Source organism: Actinomadura sp. K4S16 (assembly GCF_008327685.1).
Taxonomy (GTDB): domain Bacteria; phylum Actinomycetota; class Actinomycetes; order Streptosporangiales; family Streptosporangiaceae; genus Spirillospora.
This window is the reverse complement of the sequence record NZ_BDDE01000013.1, coordinates 646510-664825: the sequence shown is the minus strand read 5'-3', so window position 1 is coordinate 664825 and position 18316 is coordinate 646510. Positions and strand designations below refer to the sequence as shown.

General features: G+C 72.9%; 17 protein-coding genes. 8 read left to right on the top strand and 9 right to left on the bottom strand.

Features of this window, described 5'->3' with window-relative positions; all coding sequences use genetic code 11:
- Window positions 1-1012 precede the first annotated feature (1012 nt).
- The 4 genes from serB to K4S16_RS18205 form a co-directional block, all read right to left on the bottom strand.
- Window positions 1013-2266 carry a phosphoserine phosphatase SerB gene (gene serB / locus K4S16_RS18220; protein WP_149260118.1) on the bottom strand — a complete coding sequence of 418 codons (1254 nt, stop codon included), beginning with the start codon at window positions 2264-2266 and terminating at the stop codon, window positions 1013-1015.
- 63 nt (window positions 2267-2329) lie between these two features.
- Window positions 2330-3373: an S-adenosylmethionine:tRNA ribosyltransferase-isomerase gene (locus tag K4S16_RS18215; protein WP_149260117.1), complete on the bottom strand. Its 1044-nt coding sequence runs from the start codon at window positions 3371-3373 to the stop codon at window positions 2330-2332.
- The gene (locus K4S16_RS18210) at window positions 3370-4701 is read right to left on the bottom strand and encodes an MFS transporter (RefSeq protein WP_235036886.1); all 1332 of its coding nucleotides are present in this window, start codon (window positions 4699-4701) and stop codon (window positions 3370-3372) included. Before K4S16_RS18210 ends, K4S16_RS18215 begins: the two co-directional genes overlap by 4 nt.
- Before the next feature lie 23 nt (window positions 4702-4724).
- On the bottom strand, window positions 4725-5393 hold the full coding sequence (locus tag K4S16_RS18205) for an SDR family oxidoreductase (RefSeq protein WP_149260115.1): 669 nt from the start codon (window positions 5391-5393) through the stop codon (window positions 4725-4727).
- 214 nt (window positions 5394-5607) lie between these two features.
- Here K4S16_RS18205 and K4S16_RS18200 point away from each other — a divergent pair, with 214 nt between their 5' ends.
- From K4S16_RS18200 to K4S16_RS18180, 5 genes are all read left to right on the top strand, one after another.
- A complete protein-coding gene (locus K4S16_RS18200; protein WP_149260114.1) occupies window positions 5608-6747 on the top strand; it encodes a GAF domain-containing sensor histidine kinase in 1140 nt (379 codons plus the stop codon).
- On the top strand, window positions 6744-7445 hold the full coding sequence (locus K4S16_RS18195) for a response regulator transcription factor (RefSeq protein ID WP_149260113.1): 702 nt from the start codon (window positions 6744-6746) through the stop codon (window positions 7443-7445). The genes K4S16_RS18200 and K4S16_RS18195 overlap by 4 nt, the downstream gene beginning before the upstream one ends.
- Window positions 7446-7481: 36 nt before the next feature.
- Complete coding sequence (locus K4S16_RS18190) at window positions 7482-8267, top strand: PP2C family serine/threonine-protein phosphatase (RefSeq protein WP_149260112.1); 786 nt, start codon at window positions 7482-7484, stop codon at window positions 8265-8267.
- A gap of 562 nt (window positions 8268-8829) precedes the next feature.
- Window positions 8830-9117, top strand: a complete 288-nt coding sequence (locus tag K4S16_RS18185) for a DUF2752 domain-containing protein (RefSeq protein ID WP_235036885.1) — start codon at window positions 8830-8832, stop codon at window positions 9115-9117.
- Window positions 9118-9205: 88 nt separating this feature from the next.
- Window positions 9206-9928, top strand: a complete 723-nt coding sequence (locus K4S16_RS18180; RefSeq protein WP_149260111.1) for an RDD family protein — start codon at window positions 9206-9208, stop codon at window positions 9926-9928.
- A 157-nt stretch (window positions 9929-10085) separates the two neighbouring features.
- Here the strand turns inward: K4S16_RS18180 and K4S16_RS18175 are convergent, their stop codons facing one another.
- Window positions 10086-10853 (bottom strand): hypothetical protein, encoded by a 768-nt coding sequence (locus K4S16_RS18175; protein ID WP_149260110.1) that lies wholly within the window; start codon window positions 10851-10853, stop codon window positions 10086-10088.
- A gap of 226 nt (window positions 10854-11079) precedes the next feature.
- Here K4S16_RS18175 and K4S16_RS18170 point away from each other — a divergent pair, with 226 nt between their 5' ends.
- The 3 genes from K4S16_RS18170 to K4S16_RS18160 all read left to right on the top strand — a co-directional run bounded on the left by K4S16_RS18170 (window position 11080) and on the right by K4S16_RS18160 (window position 13074).
- Window positions 11080-11868 carry an ABC transporter ATP-binding protein gene (locus tag K4S16_RS18170; protein WP_149260109.1) on the top strand — a complete coding sequence of 263 codons (789 nt, stop codon included), beginning with the start codon at window positions 11080-11082 and terminating at the stop codon, window positions 11866-11868.
- A 106-nt stretch (window positions 11869-11974) separates the two neighbouring features.
- On the top strand, window positions 11975-12745 hold the full coding sequence (locus K4S16_RS18165) for a sulfite exporter TauE/SafE family protein (protein ID WP_149260108.1): 771 nt from the start codon (window positions 11975-11977) through the stop codon (window positions 12743-12745).
- An 89-nt stretch (window positions 12746-12834) separates the two neighbouring features.
- Window positions 12835-13074 carry a hypothetical protein gene (locus tag K4S16_RS18160; protein WP_149260107.1) on the top strand — a complete coding sequence of 80 codons (240 nt, stop codon included), beginning with the start codon at window positions 12835-12837 and terminating at the stop codon, window positions 13072-13074.
- A 49-nt stretch (window positions 13075-13123) separates the two neighbouring features.
- On the opposite strand, the gene K4S16_RS18155 is transcribed toward K4S16_RS18160, so the two are convergent.
- The 4 genes from K4S16_RS18155 to K4S16_RS18140 form a co-directional block, all read right to left on the bottom strand.
- Window positions 13124-13810 carry a class F sortase gene (locus K4S16_RS18155; RefSeq protein WP_149260106.1) on the bottom strand — a complete coding sequence of 229 codons (687 nt, stop codon included), beginning with the start codon at window positions 13808-13810 and terminating at the stop codon, window positions 13124-13126.
- A gap of 4 nt (window positions 13811-13814) precedes the next feature.
- Window positions 13815-14495: an SH3 domain-containing protein gene (locus tag K4S16_RS18150; RefSeq protein ID WP_160160944.1), complete on the bottom strand. Its 681-nt coding sequence runs from the start codon at window positions 14493-14495 to the stop codon at window positions 13815-13817.
- A gap of 384 nt (window positions 14496-14879) precedes the next feature.
- Window positions 14880-15794, bottom strand: coding sequence for a Rieske 2Fe-2S domain-containing protein (locus K4S16_RS18145; RefSeq protein WP_149260104.1), 915 nt, complete (start codon window positions 15792-15794; stop codon window positions 14880-14882).
- A gap of 106 nt (window positions 15795-15900) precedes the next feature.
- On the bottom strand, window positions 15901-18120 hold the full coding sequence (locus K4S16_RS18140) for a molybdopterin oxidoreductase family protein (protein WP_149260103.1): 2220 nt from the start codon (window positions 18118-18120) through the stop codon (window positions 15901-15903).
- Window positions 18121-18316: the final 196 nt, after the last annotated feature.

The window sequence follows — 18316 nt, the reverse complement described above, 5'->3', positions numbered from 1 at the left end:
ACGAGCCGGGCGATCCTCACGCCACGGTGCGGGTTTCTGTGCCCGTGCGGGTTTGGTGCGTGGCGCTGCGGTCGCCCGGCTCGGCGAGTCGTGCGGCCTCCAGGCGCCTAGAGCGCCTTCCGGCCGCCCGACCCGCGCCCTCGCTCAGGTCCACTCCAAGAGCGTGATGGAGTGGCCCGTCCAAGAGCGTTGGGCGTGGACGGTTCACACCCTCTTGGACTGGGGCCTTCGCCGGGGCGCGGGCAGGTGCGTGGAGCGAGTGCAGCGAGCGCAACGCGCATGCCCGCCGACGCGGGCGACCGCAGCGACGCCACGCAAGCCGTCACGGGCACAGCGACCGCAACGGCGGCGTGAGGATCGCCTGCGTCGTGACGGGGGTTCCAGGGGGTCGCCCCCCTGGGCAAACACAGTGCGGGCAGGTGCGTGGAGCGAGTGCAGCGAGCGCAACGCGCATGCCCGCCGACGCGGGCGACCGCAGCGACGCCACGCAAGCCGTCACGGGCACAGCGACCGCAACGGCGGCGTGAGGATCGCCTGCGTCGTGACGGGGGTTCCAGGGGGTCGCCCCCCTGGGCAAACACAGTGCGGGCAGGCGCGTGGAGCGAGTGCAGCGAGCGCAACGCGCATGCCCGCCGACGCGGGCGACCGCAGCGACGCCACGCAAGCCGTCACAGGCACAGCTACCGCAACTGCGGCGTGAGGATCGCCTGCGTCGCAACGGGGGTTCCAGGGGGTCGCCCCCCTGGGCAAATGGAGCGAGTGCAGCGAGCGCAACGCGCGTGCCCGCCGACGCGGGCGACCGCAGCGACGCCACGCTGGCCGTCACGGGCACAGCGACCGCAACGGCGGCGTGAGGATCGCCTGCGTCGTGACGGGGGTTCCAGGGGGTCGTCCCCCTGGGAAGGCACAGTGCGGGCAGGTGCGTGGAGCGAGTGCAGCGAGCGCAACGCGCGTGCCCGCCGAGCCGGGCGACCGGAGCGCCACGCCACAAACCCGCACGGGCACGAGGACCTCAGCCGTGGCGTGAGGATTGCCCGGCTCGTGACGGGGGTTCCAGGGGGTCGCCCCCCTGGGAGTCAAGAGCGTCGGCGGCCTCTACCTCTTCGCGGGAGATGCCCAGTAGGAAGACGATCGTGTCCAGGTAGGGGACGTTCACGGCTGTGTCGGCGGCCTCGCGGACGACCGGTTTGGCGTTGTAGGCGATGCCCAGGCCGGCGGCCTGGAGCATGTCGAGGTCGTTGGCGCCGTCGCCGATCGCCACGGTCTGGCTGATCGGGATGCGGGCCTCGCGGGCGAAGCGCTCCAGGGCGGCGGCCTTGCCGGCGCGGTCGATGACCTGGCCGGTGACGCGGCCGGTGAGCTTGCCGTTCTGGATCTCCAGGGTGTTGGCGGCGGAGTAGTCGATGCCGAGGTCCTCGACGAGGGCGTCGGTGACCTGGGTGAAGCCGCCGCTGACGATCGCGAACTTGTAGTCGAGGCGCTTGAGGGTGCGGACCATGGTGCGGGCCCCGGCGGCGAGGCGGAGCCTGTCGCGGACGGCGTCGATCGCGGAGGCGTCCAGGCCGGCGAGGAGCGCGACCCGCTCGCGCAGGGAGCCCTCGAAGTCGAGTTCGCCGCGCATGGCGGCCTCGGTGACCTTGGCGACCTCGTCGAGGCAGCCGGCGTGCTCGGCGAGCAGCTCGATGACCTCGCCCTGGATGAGGGTGGAGTCGACGTCCATGACGATGAGCCGCTTGGCGCGCCGGTGCAGGCCGCTGTGCTGGACGGCGACGTCGACCCGCTGCTCGACGGCCTCGGCGGTGAGGGCGGCGCGCAGCGCGTCGGGGTCGGCGCCGGAGACGTCCATCTCGATGCAGGTGACAGGGTTCTGGGCGAGGCGCTCGATGCGGTCGATGTTGGCGCCGTGCGCGGAGATCCGCCCGGAGATGCCGGCCATGGCGGCGGGCATCAGCGGGTTGCCGAGGACGGTGACGTGCAGGCGCCCGCTGCGCTTCGGCATCCGCTTGTTGCGCCCGGTGGACAGCTCGATCTCCATGTCGAGGTCGTTCGCGACGCGTTCGGCGGCGTTCCAGACCCGTCCGATGTCGGCGCCCTCGGAGTAGGCGAGCAGGACGCCGAGGACGAGCCGGCCGCGGATCACGACCTGCTCGACGTCCGCCACCGTCAGCGGGAACTCCGAGAGTGTGCGGAAGAGGCGGGACGTGACGCCGGGGCGGTCGCGTCCGGTGAGTGTGATGAGCAGCGTGCGCTCTGCTGACCCGTCCATAACTGATACCAACGGTACCGGCCGCGCCGGGAGCCCCGCCCGTGAGGTCCGGCATGCGAGACGCTATCCGGGCAGGATGAGGTTCAGGTCGCCGAACTCGTGCCAGAGGTAGCTCTCGGCGAGGGCGGCCTCGTAGGTGGCGGTGAGCAGGGCGCGGCCCGCGATGGCGGTCAGCATCATCAGGTGGGACGACTTGGGCTCGTGCAGGCCCGTGAGGAGGCCGTCCACGGCTTGGACACCGCCCTCTGGGGTCACGACGTGCTCCGTCCAGCCGGAGGACGCCTGGACGCGTCCGGCGGCGTCCACGGCCGTCTCCAGGGCGCGCACGGCGGTGGTGCCGACGGCGATCACCCGGTGGCCGTGCTCCCGGACGTGCCCGACCAGCGCCGCCGTCGGCTCGGGGACGGTGTAGCGCTCGGCGTAGGGCGGTTCGTGGGCCTCGGGGGACGCGACGCCCGTGTGGAGGGTGATCGGGGCGATCAGGACGCCGCGCGACACCAGCCGAGTCACGAGCTCGGGCGTGAACGGGCGGGCGGCGCTCGGCATCTCCGCGCCGCCGGCGGATCGGTCGTGGGCGAAGGCGGTCTGGTAGGCGGCGGCCGGCCAGTCGCGGCGGACGTACCCGTACCGGATCGGTACTCCGTGGCGCCGCAGGTAGGGGACGACGTCGGTGCTCAGCCGGGCCTGCCAGAGCCGGTCGGACTCGCCCCGGGAGGGGTGCCGGTGGCGTCCGACGAGGGTGAGGGTGGCGCCGCCGGGCATCGGGATCCACTCGCCGGGGCTGCCCCCGGTGTACGGGCGGCTGGCCTTGCCGGTGAGGCGGCGCAGCTCAACGAGCCACAGCCGGTCGTCGGCGCCGGGCACCGGGGTGGAGAAGTGCACGCTGATCCGGTCGAGCCGGACGGCGGCGGGCAGCGTGGCCGAGGTGTTGACCACGAGCAGGTCGCCCGGGTCGAGCAGCGCGGGCAGGTCGCGGAACGCGTGGTGGGAGACCTCGCCGGCGGCGCGCCGGGAGACCAGGAGCCGGACGCCGTCGCGGGTCCGGCCGCGCGCCTCGGGCGGCTCGTGGGCCTCCAGCGCGGCTGGGAGGGTGAAGTCGACGGTCATGTCCGGACCTCCAGACGGAGAGCGGCGATCACGCCGAACGCGGCGATCGCGGCGAACAGCGCCCCGGCGACGGCGAGCCCGGCGTCCAGCCGGGCGGCGCCGAAGCCGGTGACCAGCGCGCCCGCGACGCCGACCACGAGGGACGAGCCGAGGGTGTCGCTGATCTGCAGCGCGGACGAGTTGACGCCCTGCTCGTCCTCGGCCGACAGGTCGAGCAGCAGGACCGAGAGGCTGCCGATCGAGAAGCCCATCCCGGCGCCGCCGACGACCCACGCGGGGGCGGCGAGCCAGCCGGAGAACTGGAGGGCGACGGTGGCGAGGACGATCCCGGACGTCACGAGCACGGCGCCGAGGAGGGCGTAGAACTCGCGGGGGCGCTCGGACCGGCCCTGGATCTGGGACGCCGCCGACCAGCCGAGGGCGCCGACCGTCAGGACGATCCCCGCCTGCGTGGCGCTGAAGTCGTGCAGCCGGGTCAGCGCCAGCGGGATGAAGACGTCGGTGCCGAAGAAGGCCCCCGACAGCAGGCCCCGGACGAGGATCACGCTCGGCAGGCCGCGGCGGAGCCGGAGCGTCCCGGCGGGCACCAGCCGGGGCAGCCCGAACGCCAGGCCGGCGAGGCCTGCGAGGGCCGCGGGCAGCATCGTCCAGCCCGAGCCGTCGAGGCCGTAGAGGAGAGTGCCGGTGCCGGCGGCGACGCAGAGCGCGGCCGGGTACCGCGCCCGGCCCGGAGCGCGGGCGGCGCCGGACGGCGCGATGCCGCGCAGCACGGGGAGCAGCAGCAGCGCCGGCGGGATCACGAGCGGGACGAGGCCGAGGAAGACCCAGCGCCAGCCGGCGTGCTCGGCCAGGGCGCCCCCGGCAGCCGGGCCGATCAGCGACGGCAGCACCCAGGCGGCCGACAGCGCGGCGAACACCCGGGACCGCAGGTCCTCCGGGTAGACGCGGGCGATCACCACGTACAGGGCGACGAGCGGGACGCCCGTGCCGAGGCCCTGCACGGCGCGTCCGGCGACGAAGACCCACATGGACGGCGCCGCGCCCGCGATCAGGAGTCCGGCGACGAACACGCCGAGCCCGACCAGGAACGGCCGGGTCGGTCCCGACCGGTCGACCCAGCCCCCGGCGAGCACGGTGGCCAGCAGGCTCGTGATCAGGGTCGCGCTGAAGCCCCACGCGTACAGGGCCAGGCCGTCCAGGTCGTTCGCGACCACCGGCATGACGGTGCCGACGGCCATGCTCTCGAACGCCAGCAGCGTCACGACCAGGACGATCCCGAAGGTCGCGGCCCGGAGACCCGCGCCCAATATGCCCTGTTCTGTTGTCACCCGATCATGATCAAGGACGGCCGTCATCGCGCCGCCGCCAGGTCCGCCGCGCGGTAGCGCCCGCTGGGGAGGCGGCCGGAGACGAGCCGGTGGAGCGCGGCGGCGGCCTCCTCGGGCGGCGGGGCCGCGTCCGCGTCCTCGCCGGCCGCGCGGAGCATGGCGGTGTTCATCTCGCCCGGGTCCGCCCACCACACGGCCACGTCGGGCTCCTCGGCCGCGAGGACGTTCGACAGCTGCTCGAGTGCGGCCTTGGACGCCCCGTAGCCGCCCCACGTCTCATAGCCCTCCACGGCCGCGTCCGAGGTGATGTTGAGGATCGCGCCGCGCCGCTCCCGCAGGCCGGGCAGGACGGCCTGGATCAGGGCGAGCGGCGCAAGGACGTTCGTCGCGAAGGTGTCCGCCAGGTCGTCCGCGGGAAGCGAGGCGAGCCGGGGCATCGGCGTCGGGCCGAGCGTGCTCGCGTTGTTGACGAGCAGGTCGAGCCCGCTTTCGACCGCGCGGGCGAGGGCGGCCCGGTGCGCGGGGTCGGCGACGTCCCCGGGGATCGCCGTCGCCCCGGTCTCGTCGGCGACCGCCCGCAGGTCGCCGGGATCGCGGGCGTCGATGACGAGGTTCCAGCCGTCCTCCGCGAGGGTGCGGGCGAGAGCCCGGCCGAGGCCCCGCGAGGCCCCGGTGATCAGTGCCGTCTTCATGCCCTCGACGCTAGGAACCGGCGCGTCCGGAGGCATCGGCCGACGGGCCCTTCGGACGGTCGTCAGATGGTCCTAGGACCGGCGTCCCCCGCGCATGGGAGGGCCGGGGCGGCACGTACTCCCGGCGGCTGATTCGAGAAGACCCGCCTAGAGAGTACGGTCTTCACATGCGGGCGCCGCAGGGCGTCCGCCGGGGGGAGAACGAGAGGCCGGGATGGTGACCGACGAGGGCTGCCGCGGCGACCAGGGCGCGACCCTGCACGCCGTCAGCTCCGCCGTGCTCGCGGTGACCCGGCACCTGTCCGTGCACGAGGTCCTCCAGGTGATCGTCCGGGCGGCGGCGCAGCTGCTGGACGCCCGCTACGCGGCCCTCGGGGTGCCCGACGACGAGGGCTCGTTCGCCGAGTTCGTCGTCGAGGGCGTCTCGGAAGAGGAATGGGAGCGGATCGGCCCGCTGCCCCGCCAGCACGGCATGCTCGCCGCGATGCTGAAGGCCGACGCGCCGAAGCGCCTCAGCGACATCCGCAAGGAGGCCGAGTTCGAGGGCTGGCCGGTGGCGCACCCCGTCCTGAAGGACTTCCTCGGCGTGCCGATCCGCGACGGCGAGGACATCCTCGGCATCATCTTCCTGGCCAACAAGCGCCGTCCGGGCGGCTTCACCCAGGACGACGAGGACCTGCTCACCCTCTTCGCCGCGCACGCCGCCATCGCGATGGCGAACGCCCGCCTGTACGAGCACAACCGCGAGCTGACGGTCGTCGCCGAACGCAACCGGCTCGCCCGCGAACTGCACGACGCCGTCGCGCAGAAGCTGTTCTCGCTGCGGCTGACGGCCCGCACCGCGTCCGCGCTGGCCGAGCGCGACCCGGTCCGGACCGTCCGGGAGCTCCAGCAGGTGGAGCGGCTCGCCGCCGAGGCCCTCGCCGAGCTGCGCGCCGTCATCTTCGAGCTGCGTCCCGCCGATCTGGCGGACGGCCTCGTGGCGTCGCTGCGCAAGCACGTCGAGGTCCTCGACCGGGCGCACGAGGCCACGGTCCGCCTCTGCGCGGACGAAGCCGTCGTCCTGCCGGAGGGGCACGAGGCCGTCGCCTACCGCATCACCCAGGAGGCGCTTTACAACGCGCTGCGCCACGCCGGGGCGGGCACCGTGCAGGTCCGTCTCCGCACGGAGGAGGAGCGGGCCGTGCTTGAAGTCTCCGACGACGGCACGGGTTTCGACGCGTCCGAGGTGGAGCCCCAGGGCGGGCTGGGTCTCACCTCCATGCGCGAGAGGGCGTACTCGATCGGCGGCGAGCTCACGATCGACGCCACGCCCGGCGGAGGCACGACCGTCCGGCTGGAGGTGCCGCTGTGAGCGCCGTACGGGGAAAGATCAGGGTCCTCATCGCCGACGACCATCCGGTCGTCCGGCAGGGCCTGCGCACCTTCCTCGGCATCCAGGACGACATCGAGGTCGTCGGGGAGGCCGAGGACGGCACGTCGGCCGTGACACTGGCCGAATCCCTGGAGCCCGATATCGTGCTCATGGACCTCAAGATGCCGGGCGCCGACGGCCTGACCGCGCTGGCGGAGCTGCGGGCTCGCGGGGTGACGGCACGGGTCCTCGTCCTGACCAGCGTGACGGAACGCGGGCACGTGCTGCCGGCGGTCCAGGCCGGGGCGGCCGGGTACCTGTACAAGGACGTCGACCCGCAGGCGCTCGTCCAGGCGATCCGGGCGGTCAACGACGGGCACGTCCTGTTCGCGCCCGACGCGGCCGAGGCGATGCTGCGGGACGGGACGGCGGGTGGCGCGGGAGGGGACGACCGCGGCCTCGCCGCGCTGACCGAACGGGAACGGGAGGTGCTCGTGCACATAGCGCGGGGCAGGTCCAACCGCGAGATCGCCCGCGCCCTCGTGGTGTCCGAGAAGACGGTCAAGACGCACGTCAGTAATCTGCTCATGAAACTGGGAGTCCAGGATCGGACGCAGGCGGCGCTCTACGCTGTCCGGCATGGTGTCGGAAACACGAGTGCCGCCGGTGAAAGCGGGAAGACCACCGCCCGCGGCTGATACAACTCCTCTGACAGGATCGTCATCGAAATTGGTATGAACGTAGCAATCAGGTACGCAGCAGGCAGCGACATCGGGTGCAACCGGGAGAACAACGAGGACTCCGGGTACGCCGGTGCGCGGTTGATCGCGGTCGCGGACGGCATGGGCGGGTATGCGGGCGGCGAGGTCGCGAGCTCGACCGTCATCGGCTCCCTGCGCTCGCTGGACACCGATGCCCATAAAGACGATCTTGTCGACATGCTGGGCCGCGCCGTGGCCGAGGCCAACGAGAAGTTGCGCATCGTCCGGGAGGAACGCCCCGACCTGAGCCGGATGGGCACCACGCTCACCGCCATGCTCTGGTCCGGCGAGTCCGTCGCGCTGGCGCACGTCGGAGACTCGCGCGGCTACCTTCTGCGCGACGGCGAGCTCTTCCAGATGACGCAGGACCACACCATGGACGAGCTGCTCAAGGCGGAGGCCGAGCAGGCCGGCCAGGTGGCCGACCCCGCCGAGACGTCCCGGCTCTCGCACGTGCTGTACCGGGTGCTGGACGGCCGCGACGACCGCGAGCCCGACCTGCGCCTGCGCGAGGCCCGCCTGGGCGACCGCTACCTCCTGTGCTCGGACGGCCTGAGCGGCCCGGTCGACGCGCAGAAGATCTACGAGGTGCTGTCCGCCGAGGCCGACCCGCAGCGCGCCGTCGACCGGCTCATCGAGCAGGCCCGCGAGAACGGCGGCCCCGACAACATCACCGCCGTCATCGCCGACGTCGTCGAGGCCGAGCACCTCTCCGGCACCGAGGGCCCCGTCGTCGTCGGCGCCGCCGCCCAGGCCTGACCCCGCCCCGGCCCCTGCTCCCGGGCCGGACGGTCGGACCGGCCCGGACGCCGCACGCCTTCGTCATGTCCCGGGCCGGACAGGGCGGCGTCGACGAGCGTTTCCCCCTCCGCGATGCCGCACGGGGTGCTCGGCTTCCCGCCGCCCCCGCACATCCCCGGCCGCCTGCGGATCGCGGGCTCGCCGCGTTCACCGAGTGCCGGAATCGGACGATTCATTCATGCTCTAACGCGAAAGAGTGCCCATATAGCTGGCGATTTGTCCTACTCTTGCCCGAGAGGTGGTGTCGCCTAGCGATGAGTAACGGTCCCGTAGCGGATCGTTGCCAGGACTTGACCCACCATAGGGTGCACCCGATATACGGGTCACTCACCTGTATGTCATCGAGGCGGAGGATTCGTTGGGGGGAGCGCCCGGGGCGGCGTCCGCCGGTGTACCGCAAGGTGCGCTCGGGGGGATCGTCAGCCGGACCCTCACCGCAGCGCGGCACAGACACCTGGGTGTGGTGCTGCGCGTCGCGGCGATGGCCGTAGCGGCCGTCGGCGCGTCATGGATCCATCGCGTGAACGACCCCGGCGTGCTCTGTCCCCTGCGGGCGCTCACCGGAATCCCGTGTCCCCTGTGCGGGGGCACGACCGTGTTCATCGAGTTCGGCTCGGGCCGCCCCGGCCACGCCGTCCTCGCGAACCCGGTCGCGCTCACCGGCGCCGTCGCCGTCGCCGCCGCACCGCTGGGACTGGGTGAACGGTGGTGGGCACTCCAGCCGAAGACCCGTGCCTGGATGCTCGGCACCGCCCTCGTCGGGTCGGAGCTGTGGCAGCTCGTCCGGTTCGGTGTTCTGCGGGTTTGAGCCGCGGTCGGTCCTCGGTCAGACTTGCGGAGCCCACCGGGTCCGGCGGGCGTCACATAACCACAGGGTCAATCTATAAGGAGCAAGTGTGGGCAACCCCTACGACCCGTACGGTCAGCAGCCGGGCTACGGGCAGCAACAGCCCGGGTACGGCCAGCAGCCCCCGGCGCAGCCCGGCTACGGCCAGCCCGGCGGGCAGCCCGGGTACGGCCAGCAGCCCCCGGCGCAGCCCGGTTACGGCCAGCCCCCGGCCCAGCCGGGCTACGGCCAGCAGCCCCCGGCGCAGCCCGGCTACGGCCAGCAGCCCTCGGCCCAGCCCGGTTACGGTGCGCCCTCGGCGCCGTCCCAGCCGGGTTACGAGGTGCACCACCACCACTACGGCTCGACCGGCCAGCTCGCCGAGTGGGGCTCGCGCGCCGGCGGCTACATCATCGACTACCTGATCTTCGCCGGTCCGGTGTTCGTGCTGTACATCCTGATGATCGTCCTCAGCAGCTCCGGCAGCAGCGGCGCGGCCCTGTTCGGCCTCCTGCTCATGCTGATCGGCGCGGCCATCTCCATCGCGGGCGGCCTGTGGATCTGCTACCAGGAGGGCACCACCGGCCAGTCCATCGGCAAGCGGCAGATGGGCATCCGCCTCGTCAGCGCGCAGACCGGCCAGCCCATCGGCTTCGGCATGGCGTTCGTGCGCAAGCTCGCGCACATCGCCGACAGCTTCCTGTGCTACATCGGCTTCCTCTGGCCGCTGTGGGACGAGCGCAAGCAGACCTTCGCCGACAAGATCTGCAACACCATCGTGGTCCGCGCCTGACCCACGACCCACGAGAGCGGGGCGTCCCACCCGGGACGCCCCGCTTCGCATTGCAAGCCCTCCCCTAGCGCTCCGCTCCGGGAACCGGTCGTGTCTCTTGTGGGGGCGACCCCCACACCCCCGGTAAAGCGGGTCCGATCCGGTTCCCTGCGCTCCGCTAGCGCTCCGCTCCGGGAACCGGATCGAATGCGCTATTACAAGCCGCCACCAGGGCGCGGCGGACGGCGCCGTCCAGCAGGCGGAGGGCCTCGTCGCGGCGCCTCATCTGGTCGGCGCTGAGGCCGCGGTCGTCCATCTGCCGGGCGAGGTCGACGACGAGGGAGAGGCGGCCGGCGAGGGCGGCGACGCGGTGGGCGCGGGGCGGGTAGCCGGGGGCCAGCAGGTGGTCGCCGCGGTCGGGGTCGCGCAGGTCGACGAGCGCGTCCGCGATCTCGGGCGGCACGCCGGCGAAGTCGTCGACGGCCAGCAGCGCCTCGGTGGCGTCCCGCATGGCGAGGGTGAGCCGGTGGTCGGCCTCCGCCAGGGACGGGACGTCGGGCGGGGCCGCCGACGCGTCGTGCGTCGTCCAGCGGACGCCGACGTAGGACGAGCCGCGCCGGTCCACCGAGGGGACGAGCCCCATCGCCCGCCCGTCGAGGACGGCGACGACGGCGGCGCCCGCATCGATCGCCGCGCGGTTGAAGGACGGCGGGCCGGTCAGCCCCAGCGGGTCGCCCGGTTCCGGCAGCGCCAGCCGCAGCGCCGCCAGCCCGCCGACGCGCAGGTCGCCGAGGCCGCGCCGCAGCGTCACCTCGGCGGGCTCGCCACCGACGATCTGCGGGCCCGCGCTCTTCTCGATCTCGTCGACCGCCTCGTCCAGGCCGACGTGCCCCGTCAGCCAGGCATTGCCCCAGGCGACGAGGGCGATCGCGACGGCCCTGCTCATACGTCCGTGCTCATTCTCGGTCTCGTGCGTTCCGTAATGGGCATGCGATCCACGATAAGCGCTCAGATCGCCGGTGCCACCGGACGTAAGGGACCTCTCGCGTTGCGGGCGGGTACCGGAGGCGGACTCCGGGTGCGGTCCCGGGGGGCCACGGACGCCCCGAATCGCATAGGTTCTTTCCTGCAAGCGGGAGCACGGACCACCGGATTGGGGACGAAGGCGCGCGATGGCAGGCGAGGTACTTCAACTCCGCGGAGTCGGGGTCAGGCGCGGCGCGGCCGCCCTTCTGCAGGACGTCACGTGGACGGTGAACGAGGGCGACCGGTGGGTCATCGTCGGTCCGAACGGCGCGGGCAAGACCACGTTGCTGCAGGTCGCCGCCGCGATGCTGCATCCCACCGAGGGCAGCGTCGAGATCCTGGAGGAGGAGCTCGGCCGCACCGACGTGTTCGAGCTCCGTCCCCGCATCGGCCTCGCCAGCTCCTCCCTCGCGGAGAAGGTCCCGGCCGGTGAGACCGTCCTCGACCTCGTGCTGACCGCCTCGTACGCGATCCTCGGCCGCTGGCGGGAGGAGTACGACTCCACCGACCTCGACCGGGCGGTGGCGCTGCTGGACGCCCTCGGCTGCGCCGACCTGATCCGCCGCACGTTCAGCACGCTGTCGGAGGGCGAGCGCAAGCGGGTCCAGATCGCCCGCGCGCTGATGCCCGACCCCGAGCTGCTGCTGCTGGACGAGCCCGCCGCCGGTCTCGACCTCGGCGGCCGCGAGGACCTCGTCGCCCGCCTCGCCGCCCTCGCCGACGATCCTGCCGCGCCCGCCATGGCGATGGTCACCCACCACGTGGAGGAGGTCCCCGAGGGCTTCACCCACGCGCTGCTGCTGCGCGGCGGCGGGATCGTCGCGCAGGGCAAGGTGGACGAGGTCTTCACCCCCGAGCACCTGTCGGAGACCTTCGGGCTCCCGCTCGCCATCGACCGCCAGAACGGCCGCTGGTACGCCCGCTCGGCCCGCTGAATCGGGGCAGGACGCCACATAACACCCCCCGACCGGCCGGGGTCCGCGGCGGGTTCCCTACGATGTGCGCACTGTCGGGAACTCGGAGCACAGGGATGGGGCGGTCGTGAATCTCCTGGACGCGGTCGCCGTCTTCGCGGCCGGTGTGGCCGCCGGAGGCATCAACACCGTCGTCGGGTCCGGCTCCCTGATCACCTTCCCGACCCTGGTCGCGCTCGGCTACCCGCCCGTGGTCGCGAACATCTCCAACAACATCGGGCTCGTCCCGGGCGGCGTGACGGGCGCCTACGGCTACCGCCACGAGCTGAAGGGGCAGCGCGGCAGGCTGACGCGGCTCGCCACCGGCTCCTTCATCGGGGCCGTGATCGGCGGGCTGCTGCTGCTCGGCCTGCCTCCCGAGGCGTTCAACGTCATCGTCGTCGCGCTGATCATCATCGCGCTGGTGCTCGTGGTCGTGCAGCCCCGCCTGCAGAAGTGGATGCTGCGGCGCCGCGAGGGTGAGCACCGCCCCCACGGGGGCCCGGCGCTGTGGGTCGGCGTTCTCCTCGCGGGCATGTACGGCGGCTACTTCGGCGCCGCGCAGGGCATCATCCTCATCGCCCTCCTCGGCATCATGCTGGACGACGACCTCCAACGCCTGAACGCGGGCAAGAACGTCCTGTCGGCCGTCGTGAACGGCACCGCCGCGATCCTGTTCACGCTCATGTGGCTGCTCGGCCGCGCCGAGATCAACTGGTGGGTCGTCCTGCTCATCGCCGCCGGGTCCACCTGCGGAGGCATGATCGGGGCCTCGGTCGGCCGCCGCATCCCGCCGTTGGCGCTGCGCGCCGTGATCGTCGTCGTGGGCATCGTCGCGATCGTCAATCTTCTCGCCTGACCAGGGGTTTCGCCCCGTTTGTGACGGTTGCCGATCTGATGTTCCGGGTATAAGTCGAATATACGTTCGACTACCGGAGGTTCGCGCGGATGAAGGGCGACAGGGTCGAGATCGTGATCGACGCCGGGGGCGAGGGGACGCGGACGTACGAGGTCGCGGCGAGCCGGGCGGGGCGCCGCGTGGAGGTCGCGACGCGGCGCGGCGTCGTGGAGGTCAGCGAGGTCACCCGGACGGGCACGCCCGTCCGCACGGCCCGCTTCATGGCGAGCCGGGTGCTGGCCCTGGTGGAGCACCCCGTGGCCACCGACGGCGCCGAGCCCCCCGGCTGACCGCGGACCGGCGGCCGCCGGGCACGTCCCGGCGCCGCCGGCACGGTGGTCAGGAGTTGCGCCGGGTCTCCGGAGCGGCGTTCCGCGGGCCGGGGACCAGGGTCGCGTAGACGATGATGTTGTCCAGGTAGTGGCCCCGCTTGCGGTCGAACTTCCCACCGCAGGTGATCAGGCGCAGTTCGGGGCCTGCCTGCTGTCCGTAGACGCTGTCGGAAGGGAACTCGTCCTTGTCGACGCGCTGGATCCGGTCGATGCGGAAGGCAGGTGACGTGCCGTCCCCGCGGACGACCTCGATCCTGCGCCCCGGACGGAGCGCTCCAAGGCTGTAGAAGGCGCCGGGGCCGGTCTTGGAGTCGACGTGGCCGACGAGCACGCTGTTGCCGTCCTCGCCCGGCGTCGGGCCCTCCTTCCACCAGCCCACCTCCCGGACGCGGCTGAGCGGCGGCACGCCGAGCGTCCCGTCCCGTTCCGTGGCGACGGGACGGATCGGCGCGTCGACCTTGATGGACGGTATTTTGATCCGTTTCGGAATCGACCGCGGAAGGGCGATGGCGGGTGCCGGCTCCGCGTTTCTGGGGCCGGGCAGTACGAGATCCGAGGACGGCGGTTGCGGCGGCGGACCGGCGTGGTCGCGCACCAGTCCGACGACGAACATCGCGGTCCCCGTCGCGATGAGCGCGGCGGCCAGCCGATACGAGGTTCGGCTCGGCCGGCCGTCGCGCCTTCTCCTGTCCATGGGCTCAGGAAACGCCCTTCACCTGGCGGCGACGGGTCACGACGGCGATGCCGCCGCCCAGGGCGAGGACCCCGGCGCCGGCGCCGGCCAGCATCGGGAAGCCCGCCATCGAGGTGCCGCCGCCACCGGCGTCGACACGGCCCACCGGGTGGCCCGACCGGAGGTACTTGCTGGAGACCCACTTGCCGATCCAGGCCTGCGGGACGCCGCCGTACAGCCGGACCCAGCCGTTCTTGCTCTTGCAGTCGGCGTTGACGCGGGTGCCGTACTTCAGGGTGCCGACCTGCGGGTACTTCACGCCCGGGCCGGTGCGGACCGCCAGGCCGTGCTTGGCGACGGCGGTGTACCCGCAGCCGAGCGGCTTGAGATAGGTCCGGGAGACCCACTTGCCGATCCAGGCCTGCGGGACGCCGCCGCGCAGCTGGGTCCAGCCGCTGTTCTTGCAGTCGGCGGTGATGTGGGCGCCGTACTTCAGGGTGCCGACCTGGTGGAACTTCACGCCCGGGCCCATGCGGACCGCCAGGCCGTGCTTGGCGGTGACCACGTACCGGCAGGCCGGGAGCGGGGCGGCCGCCTGGTTCACGGTGGTCGCCGCCTCGGTGGTGTGCGCGGTGGCCGCGCCGGCGACCGCGCCGCCGGACAGCAGCGTCAGTCCGCTCGCCGCACCGGCCACGGCGAGTGCCATGCCGGTTCGCGTGCTCGTCCTCATACTTCCCCCCACGAAATGATCTTCGATGCCGGAGGTGTCCGGCATGGTTTCCTTGATCACGCTTCCCGAGGGGAATTCCACGCATGTCGTCCAGGTCGCAAACATTGGGTTTAGTGATCAGTGCCCTCCGTGAAGGCTTTGTCGCAGAACTGCCAATTGCAATCTTCATACCGCAGGCGAAAGCCACATAGTGGACAACTATTCTCCCTCTTAAGGGGTCAATATGGGAAAACCGGATGATCTCCCCAGCGTTCGGACATGCAGCCGCAAGCCCGGAAGGCGGCGGGGCCGTGTGAGGCTCGCGTGCGGGCATGCGCGAAGGCGCCCGCGCACCTGCGCGAGCGCCTTGGGCGGGAGAGGTCAGGTCGGGCGGACCTGGAGGGTGCCCTCCTCGGTCACGCGGGTCTCGAAGGACGGCTGGCGGGCCGTGGCCGGGCCGTGGACGACGGAGCCGTCCGCCACGCGGAACGTGCTGCCGTGCCACGGGCACACGACGCAGGCGTCGGCCTCGTCGTCGGTGAGGATGCGGCCCTGGTGGAGCGGTCCGGCGAGGTGGCTGCAGCGGTCGGCGAGGACGTGCACCTCCTCGCCCCGGCGCAGCACGAACAGGTCGATGTAGCCGAGGCGCCGGGAGACGGGCCACCCGTCGGGGAGGTCCTCGACGGCGCACAGGTCGTGCCATCCGAGGGGGACCAGGTGGGCGAGCTGGTCGGCGTGGCTGGCGCCGGCGGCCTGCCGGAACGCCAGGTGCCCGCCGAGGTAGGCGCCCGCGACGAGGGCGCCGAGGCCCGCGAAGCCGAACGCGCGCCCGGCGGCGTCCCGGCCCTGGTAGCGGGCCACGAACGATGCCGAGTACAGCATGCTCGCGGTGGCCGTCCCGGCGGCGTGGACGAGCCCGACGCGCTGCTGCTCGCGGTGCAGGGCGGACCAGTCGGCGATGCCGGTGAGGACGGTCGGGACCGCGCCGGCGAGCCCGGCGGCGACCAGCACCTGCGAGGCGCGCCGCGTACCGGGCATGAGGTCCAGCACGGCGGCCGACATCCACAGCCCGATGGGCAGGTCGGTGAGCGGCGGATGGGCGGGGTGGCCGACCGGGACGCCGTGGAGGGCGTCCTTGAGCGGCCCTGGACGCAGGACGCGCCGTACGGCCCCGGAGATCGTCCGGATGGGGCGGTCCAGGGCGCGGGCGTGCTCCAGCCCCTCGGTCGCGTCGGCCAGCCGCGCGGTCGCCTGGGGGCTCGTCCCGCGCCGGAAGATGTTGACCCGTCGGTTCATGCCCCTCCTCCGCGGTCCTGATGGGACGCCTGTTGCGACCCTAGTCTCCCGCGTTCCTCCGCGGCCAGTCATACCTACCTGGTGCCGGGAGGGGCTAAACAACGGCTCAGCGCGCCGCCTCCAGGGTGACGGGGACTCCGTTGAGGACCGCGTTGCCCGAGAGCGGGTCGATCTCCTGCTCGTCGGTGACCGCGTTGACGTTCACTCCCGCGTGCCGGCTCGCCACCCGCGTCCTCGTCCCGGGGCGGTCGTGGCCCCATCCGTGCGGCAGGCTGACCACCCCGGCCATGATCGTGTCGGTGGGCTCGGCGACGGCCTCCACCGCGCCCGCCCGGGACGTGACGCGGACGGTGTCGCCCGCTGCGACGCCGATCCGCTCGGCGTCGGCGGGGTTGAGCTGGAGGGTGCAGGTGTTGGAGCCGCGCACCAGCTCGGGGACGTTGTGCAGCCAGCTGTTGTTGGACCGCAGATGGCGGCGCCCGATCAGCACCGTCCCGCCGGACGCCCCCGGATCGCGCAGGGCGGAGCGCAGGCGGTCGACGTCGGCGGCGCACGTGGACGGGCACAGCTCGATCCGGCCGGACGTCGTGCACAGGACCTCGTCCAGGCGCGGCTTGAGCGCGCCGAGGTCGAGGCCGTGCGGGTGCTCGGTGCGCAGCCGCGTGAGCGTGAGGCCGGCGGGTTCGGCGCCGAACCCGTCGCCGTAGGGGCCGAGGCGGAGCATCATGTCGAGCCGCTGCTCGGTGAGGGTGCCTGTGTCGAGCATCTTGCGCAGCTCGTCGGGCTCGCGGCCGTGCACCGGGGAACCGGGGATCGCGACGGCCTTCGCCAGCGTCGACTTGATGATCATCTCGTCGAGCAGGGCGGGGTCGCCGTCCGTCCCGGAGGCGGCCACGGCGAGCCGCGCGAGGAGTTCGGCCTCGCTGGGCCGCCCGTCCGGCAGCGGGACGACCGGCGGCGAGTAGCGCGCGTAGTCGCGGACGGCGAGCCCGGTCAGCGCGATGTCGTAGTGCGGGGTCTGCGCGGGGCGCGGCGGCGGCAGCACCACGTGGGCGTGCCGCGTCGTCTCGTTCAGGTAGGGGTCGATGCTGACCATGAACTCCAGGCCGGCGAGCGCGCGGTCGAGCCGGGCCGCGTTCGGCGCCGACAGGGCCGGGTTGCCGCCGATCGTGATCAGCGCCCTGACCTGCCCCTCGCCGGGCGTCTCGATCTCGTCCGCGAGCGTCGCGACGGGCAGCTCGCCGTTGACCTCGGGCAGTCCGCGCACGCGGCTGCGCCACCGCGCGGTCGTGAACGGCTTCTTGCGCCGGTACACCGGCGCGTGGGCGGGCCGCGGGAACATCGCGCCGCCCGGCCGGTCGAGGTTCCCGGTGAGGACGTTCAGGACGTCCACGAGCCAGCTGTTCAGCGTCCCGTAGGCCTGCGTGCACGTCCCGATGCGGCCGTAGACGGCGGCGCGGTCGGCGGCGGCCAGCTCGCGCGCCGTCCTGCGGATCACCGCGGCCGGGACGCCGGTGGCGTCCGCGACGTCCTCGGGGGCGAAGTCGACGGCGAGGGCGCGCAGGTCGTCCAGGCCGTTGACGCGCCCGGCCAGGTGCTCGGCGGTCTTGACGAGGTCCTCGGCGAACAGGGTGTGGACGAGCGCCATCAGGAAGAACGCGTCCGTCCCCGGGCGGATGAACACATGCTCGTCGGCGAGGGCGGCCGTCCGCGTCCGGCGCGGGTCGACCACGGTGATCTTGCCGCCGCGCGCCCGGATCGCCTTGAGCCGGCCCGGGAAGTCGGGAGCGGACGCGAGGCTGCCGTTCGACTCCAGCGGGTTCGCGCCCAGCATGAGCAGGTGCCCGGTGCGGTCGAGGTCGGGCACGGGGATCGCCAGGGGGTCGCCGAACATGTGCCCGCACGCCACGTGCTTCGGCATCTGGTCGGCGGTGCTCGCCGTGTAGAGGTTGCGGGTGCCGAGCGCCTTCACGACCGCGCTCCCGTACAGCGGCCCGGCGATCGAGTGGGCGGTCGGGTTGCCGATGTAGACGGCGACGGCGTCGCGTCCGTGCCGCGCGACGACCTCCGACAGCCCCCGCCTGACGGCCTCGAACGCCTCGTCCCACCCGGCGGTCTCGCCCGCCACGAGCGGCTCGGCCAGCCGGTCGGGGTCCCCGTCGAGGCTCCCGAGCGTCGCCCCCTTGGGGCAGATGAAGCCCTTGCTGAACGGGTCCTTCTCGTCCCCGCGGACGCGCTTGACCGTCCCCGCCTCGTCGAGGGTCAGTTCGAGCCCGCACAGGGCTTCGCAGAGGGGGCAGGTGCGGAAGGCCGTGCGGTCGCCCATCGGGACACTCCTTGTGAACGGGACCGTCTCCCCATCATGACCCGCCCGTCCGCGCGGACGCCATGGCCGGGCATGGCCCATAAAGGCACAACGGAGTTACTTTGCCACAAAGCCCCATTTGCCAACCGCGGGCCCCCGGTTCGCCCGCCCCGGGACCGCCGGGCCGCTCACACCGCGTCCGGTGATCCTCTGGAGC

Excerpts from the sequence above, each read along its gene's own strand:
- serB (WP_149260118.1), bottom strand. The coding sequence starts at position 2,266 with ATGGACGGGTCAGCAGAGCGCACGCTGCTCATCACACTCACCGGACGC.
- K4S16_RS18215 (WP_149260117.1), bottom strand. The coding sequence starts at position 3,373 with ATGACCGTCGACTTCACCCTCCCAGCCGCGCTGGAGGCCCACGAGCCG.
- K4S16_RS18205 (WP_149260115.1), bottom strand. The coding sequence starts at position 5,393 with ATGAAGACGGCACTGATCACCGGGGCCTCGCGGGGCCTCGGCCGGGCT.
- K4S16_RS18200 (WP_149260114.1), top strand. The coding sequence starts at position 5,608 with ATGGTGACCGACGAGGGCTGCCGCGGCGACCAGGGCGCGACCCTGCAC.
- K4S16_RS18190 (WP_149260112.1), top strand. The coding sequence starts at position 7,482 with ATGAACGTAGCAATCAGGTACGCAGCAGGCAGCGACATCGGGTGCAAC.
- K4S16_RS18175 (WP_149260110.1), bottom strand. The coding sequence starts at position 10,853 with ATGAGCAGGGCCGTCGCGATCGCCCTCGTCGCCTGGGGCAATGCCTGG.
- K4S16_RS18170 (WP_149260109.1), top strand. The coding sequence starts at position 11,080 with ATGGCAGGCGAGGTACTTCAACTCCGCGGAGTCGGGGTCAGGCGCGGC.
- K4S16_RS18160 (WP_149260107.1), top strand. The coding sequence starts at position 12,835 with ATGAAGGGCGACAGGGTCGAGATCGTGATCGACGCCGGGGGCGAGGGG.
- K4S16_RS18155 (WP_149260106.1), bottom strand. The coding sequence starts at position 13,810 with ATGGACAGGAGAAGGCGCGACGGCCGGCCGAGCCGAACCTCGTATCGG.
- K4S16_RS18150 (WP_160160944.1), bottom strand. The coding sequence starts at position 14,495 with ATGGCACTCGCCGTGGCCGGTGCGGCGAGCGGACTGACGCTGCTGTCC.
- K4S16_RS18145 (WP_149260104.1), bottom strand. The coding sequence starts at position 15,794 with ATGAACCGACGGGTCAACATCTTCCGGCGCGGGACGAGCCCCCAGGCG.
- K4S16_RS18140 (WP_149260103.1), bottom strand. The coding sequence starts at position 18,120 with ATGGGCGACCGCACGGCCTTCCGCACCTGCCCCCTCTGCGAAGCCCTG.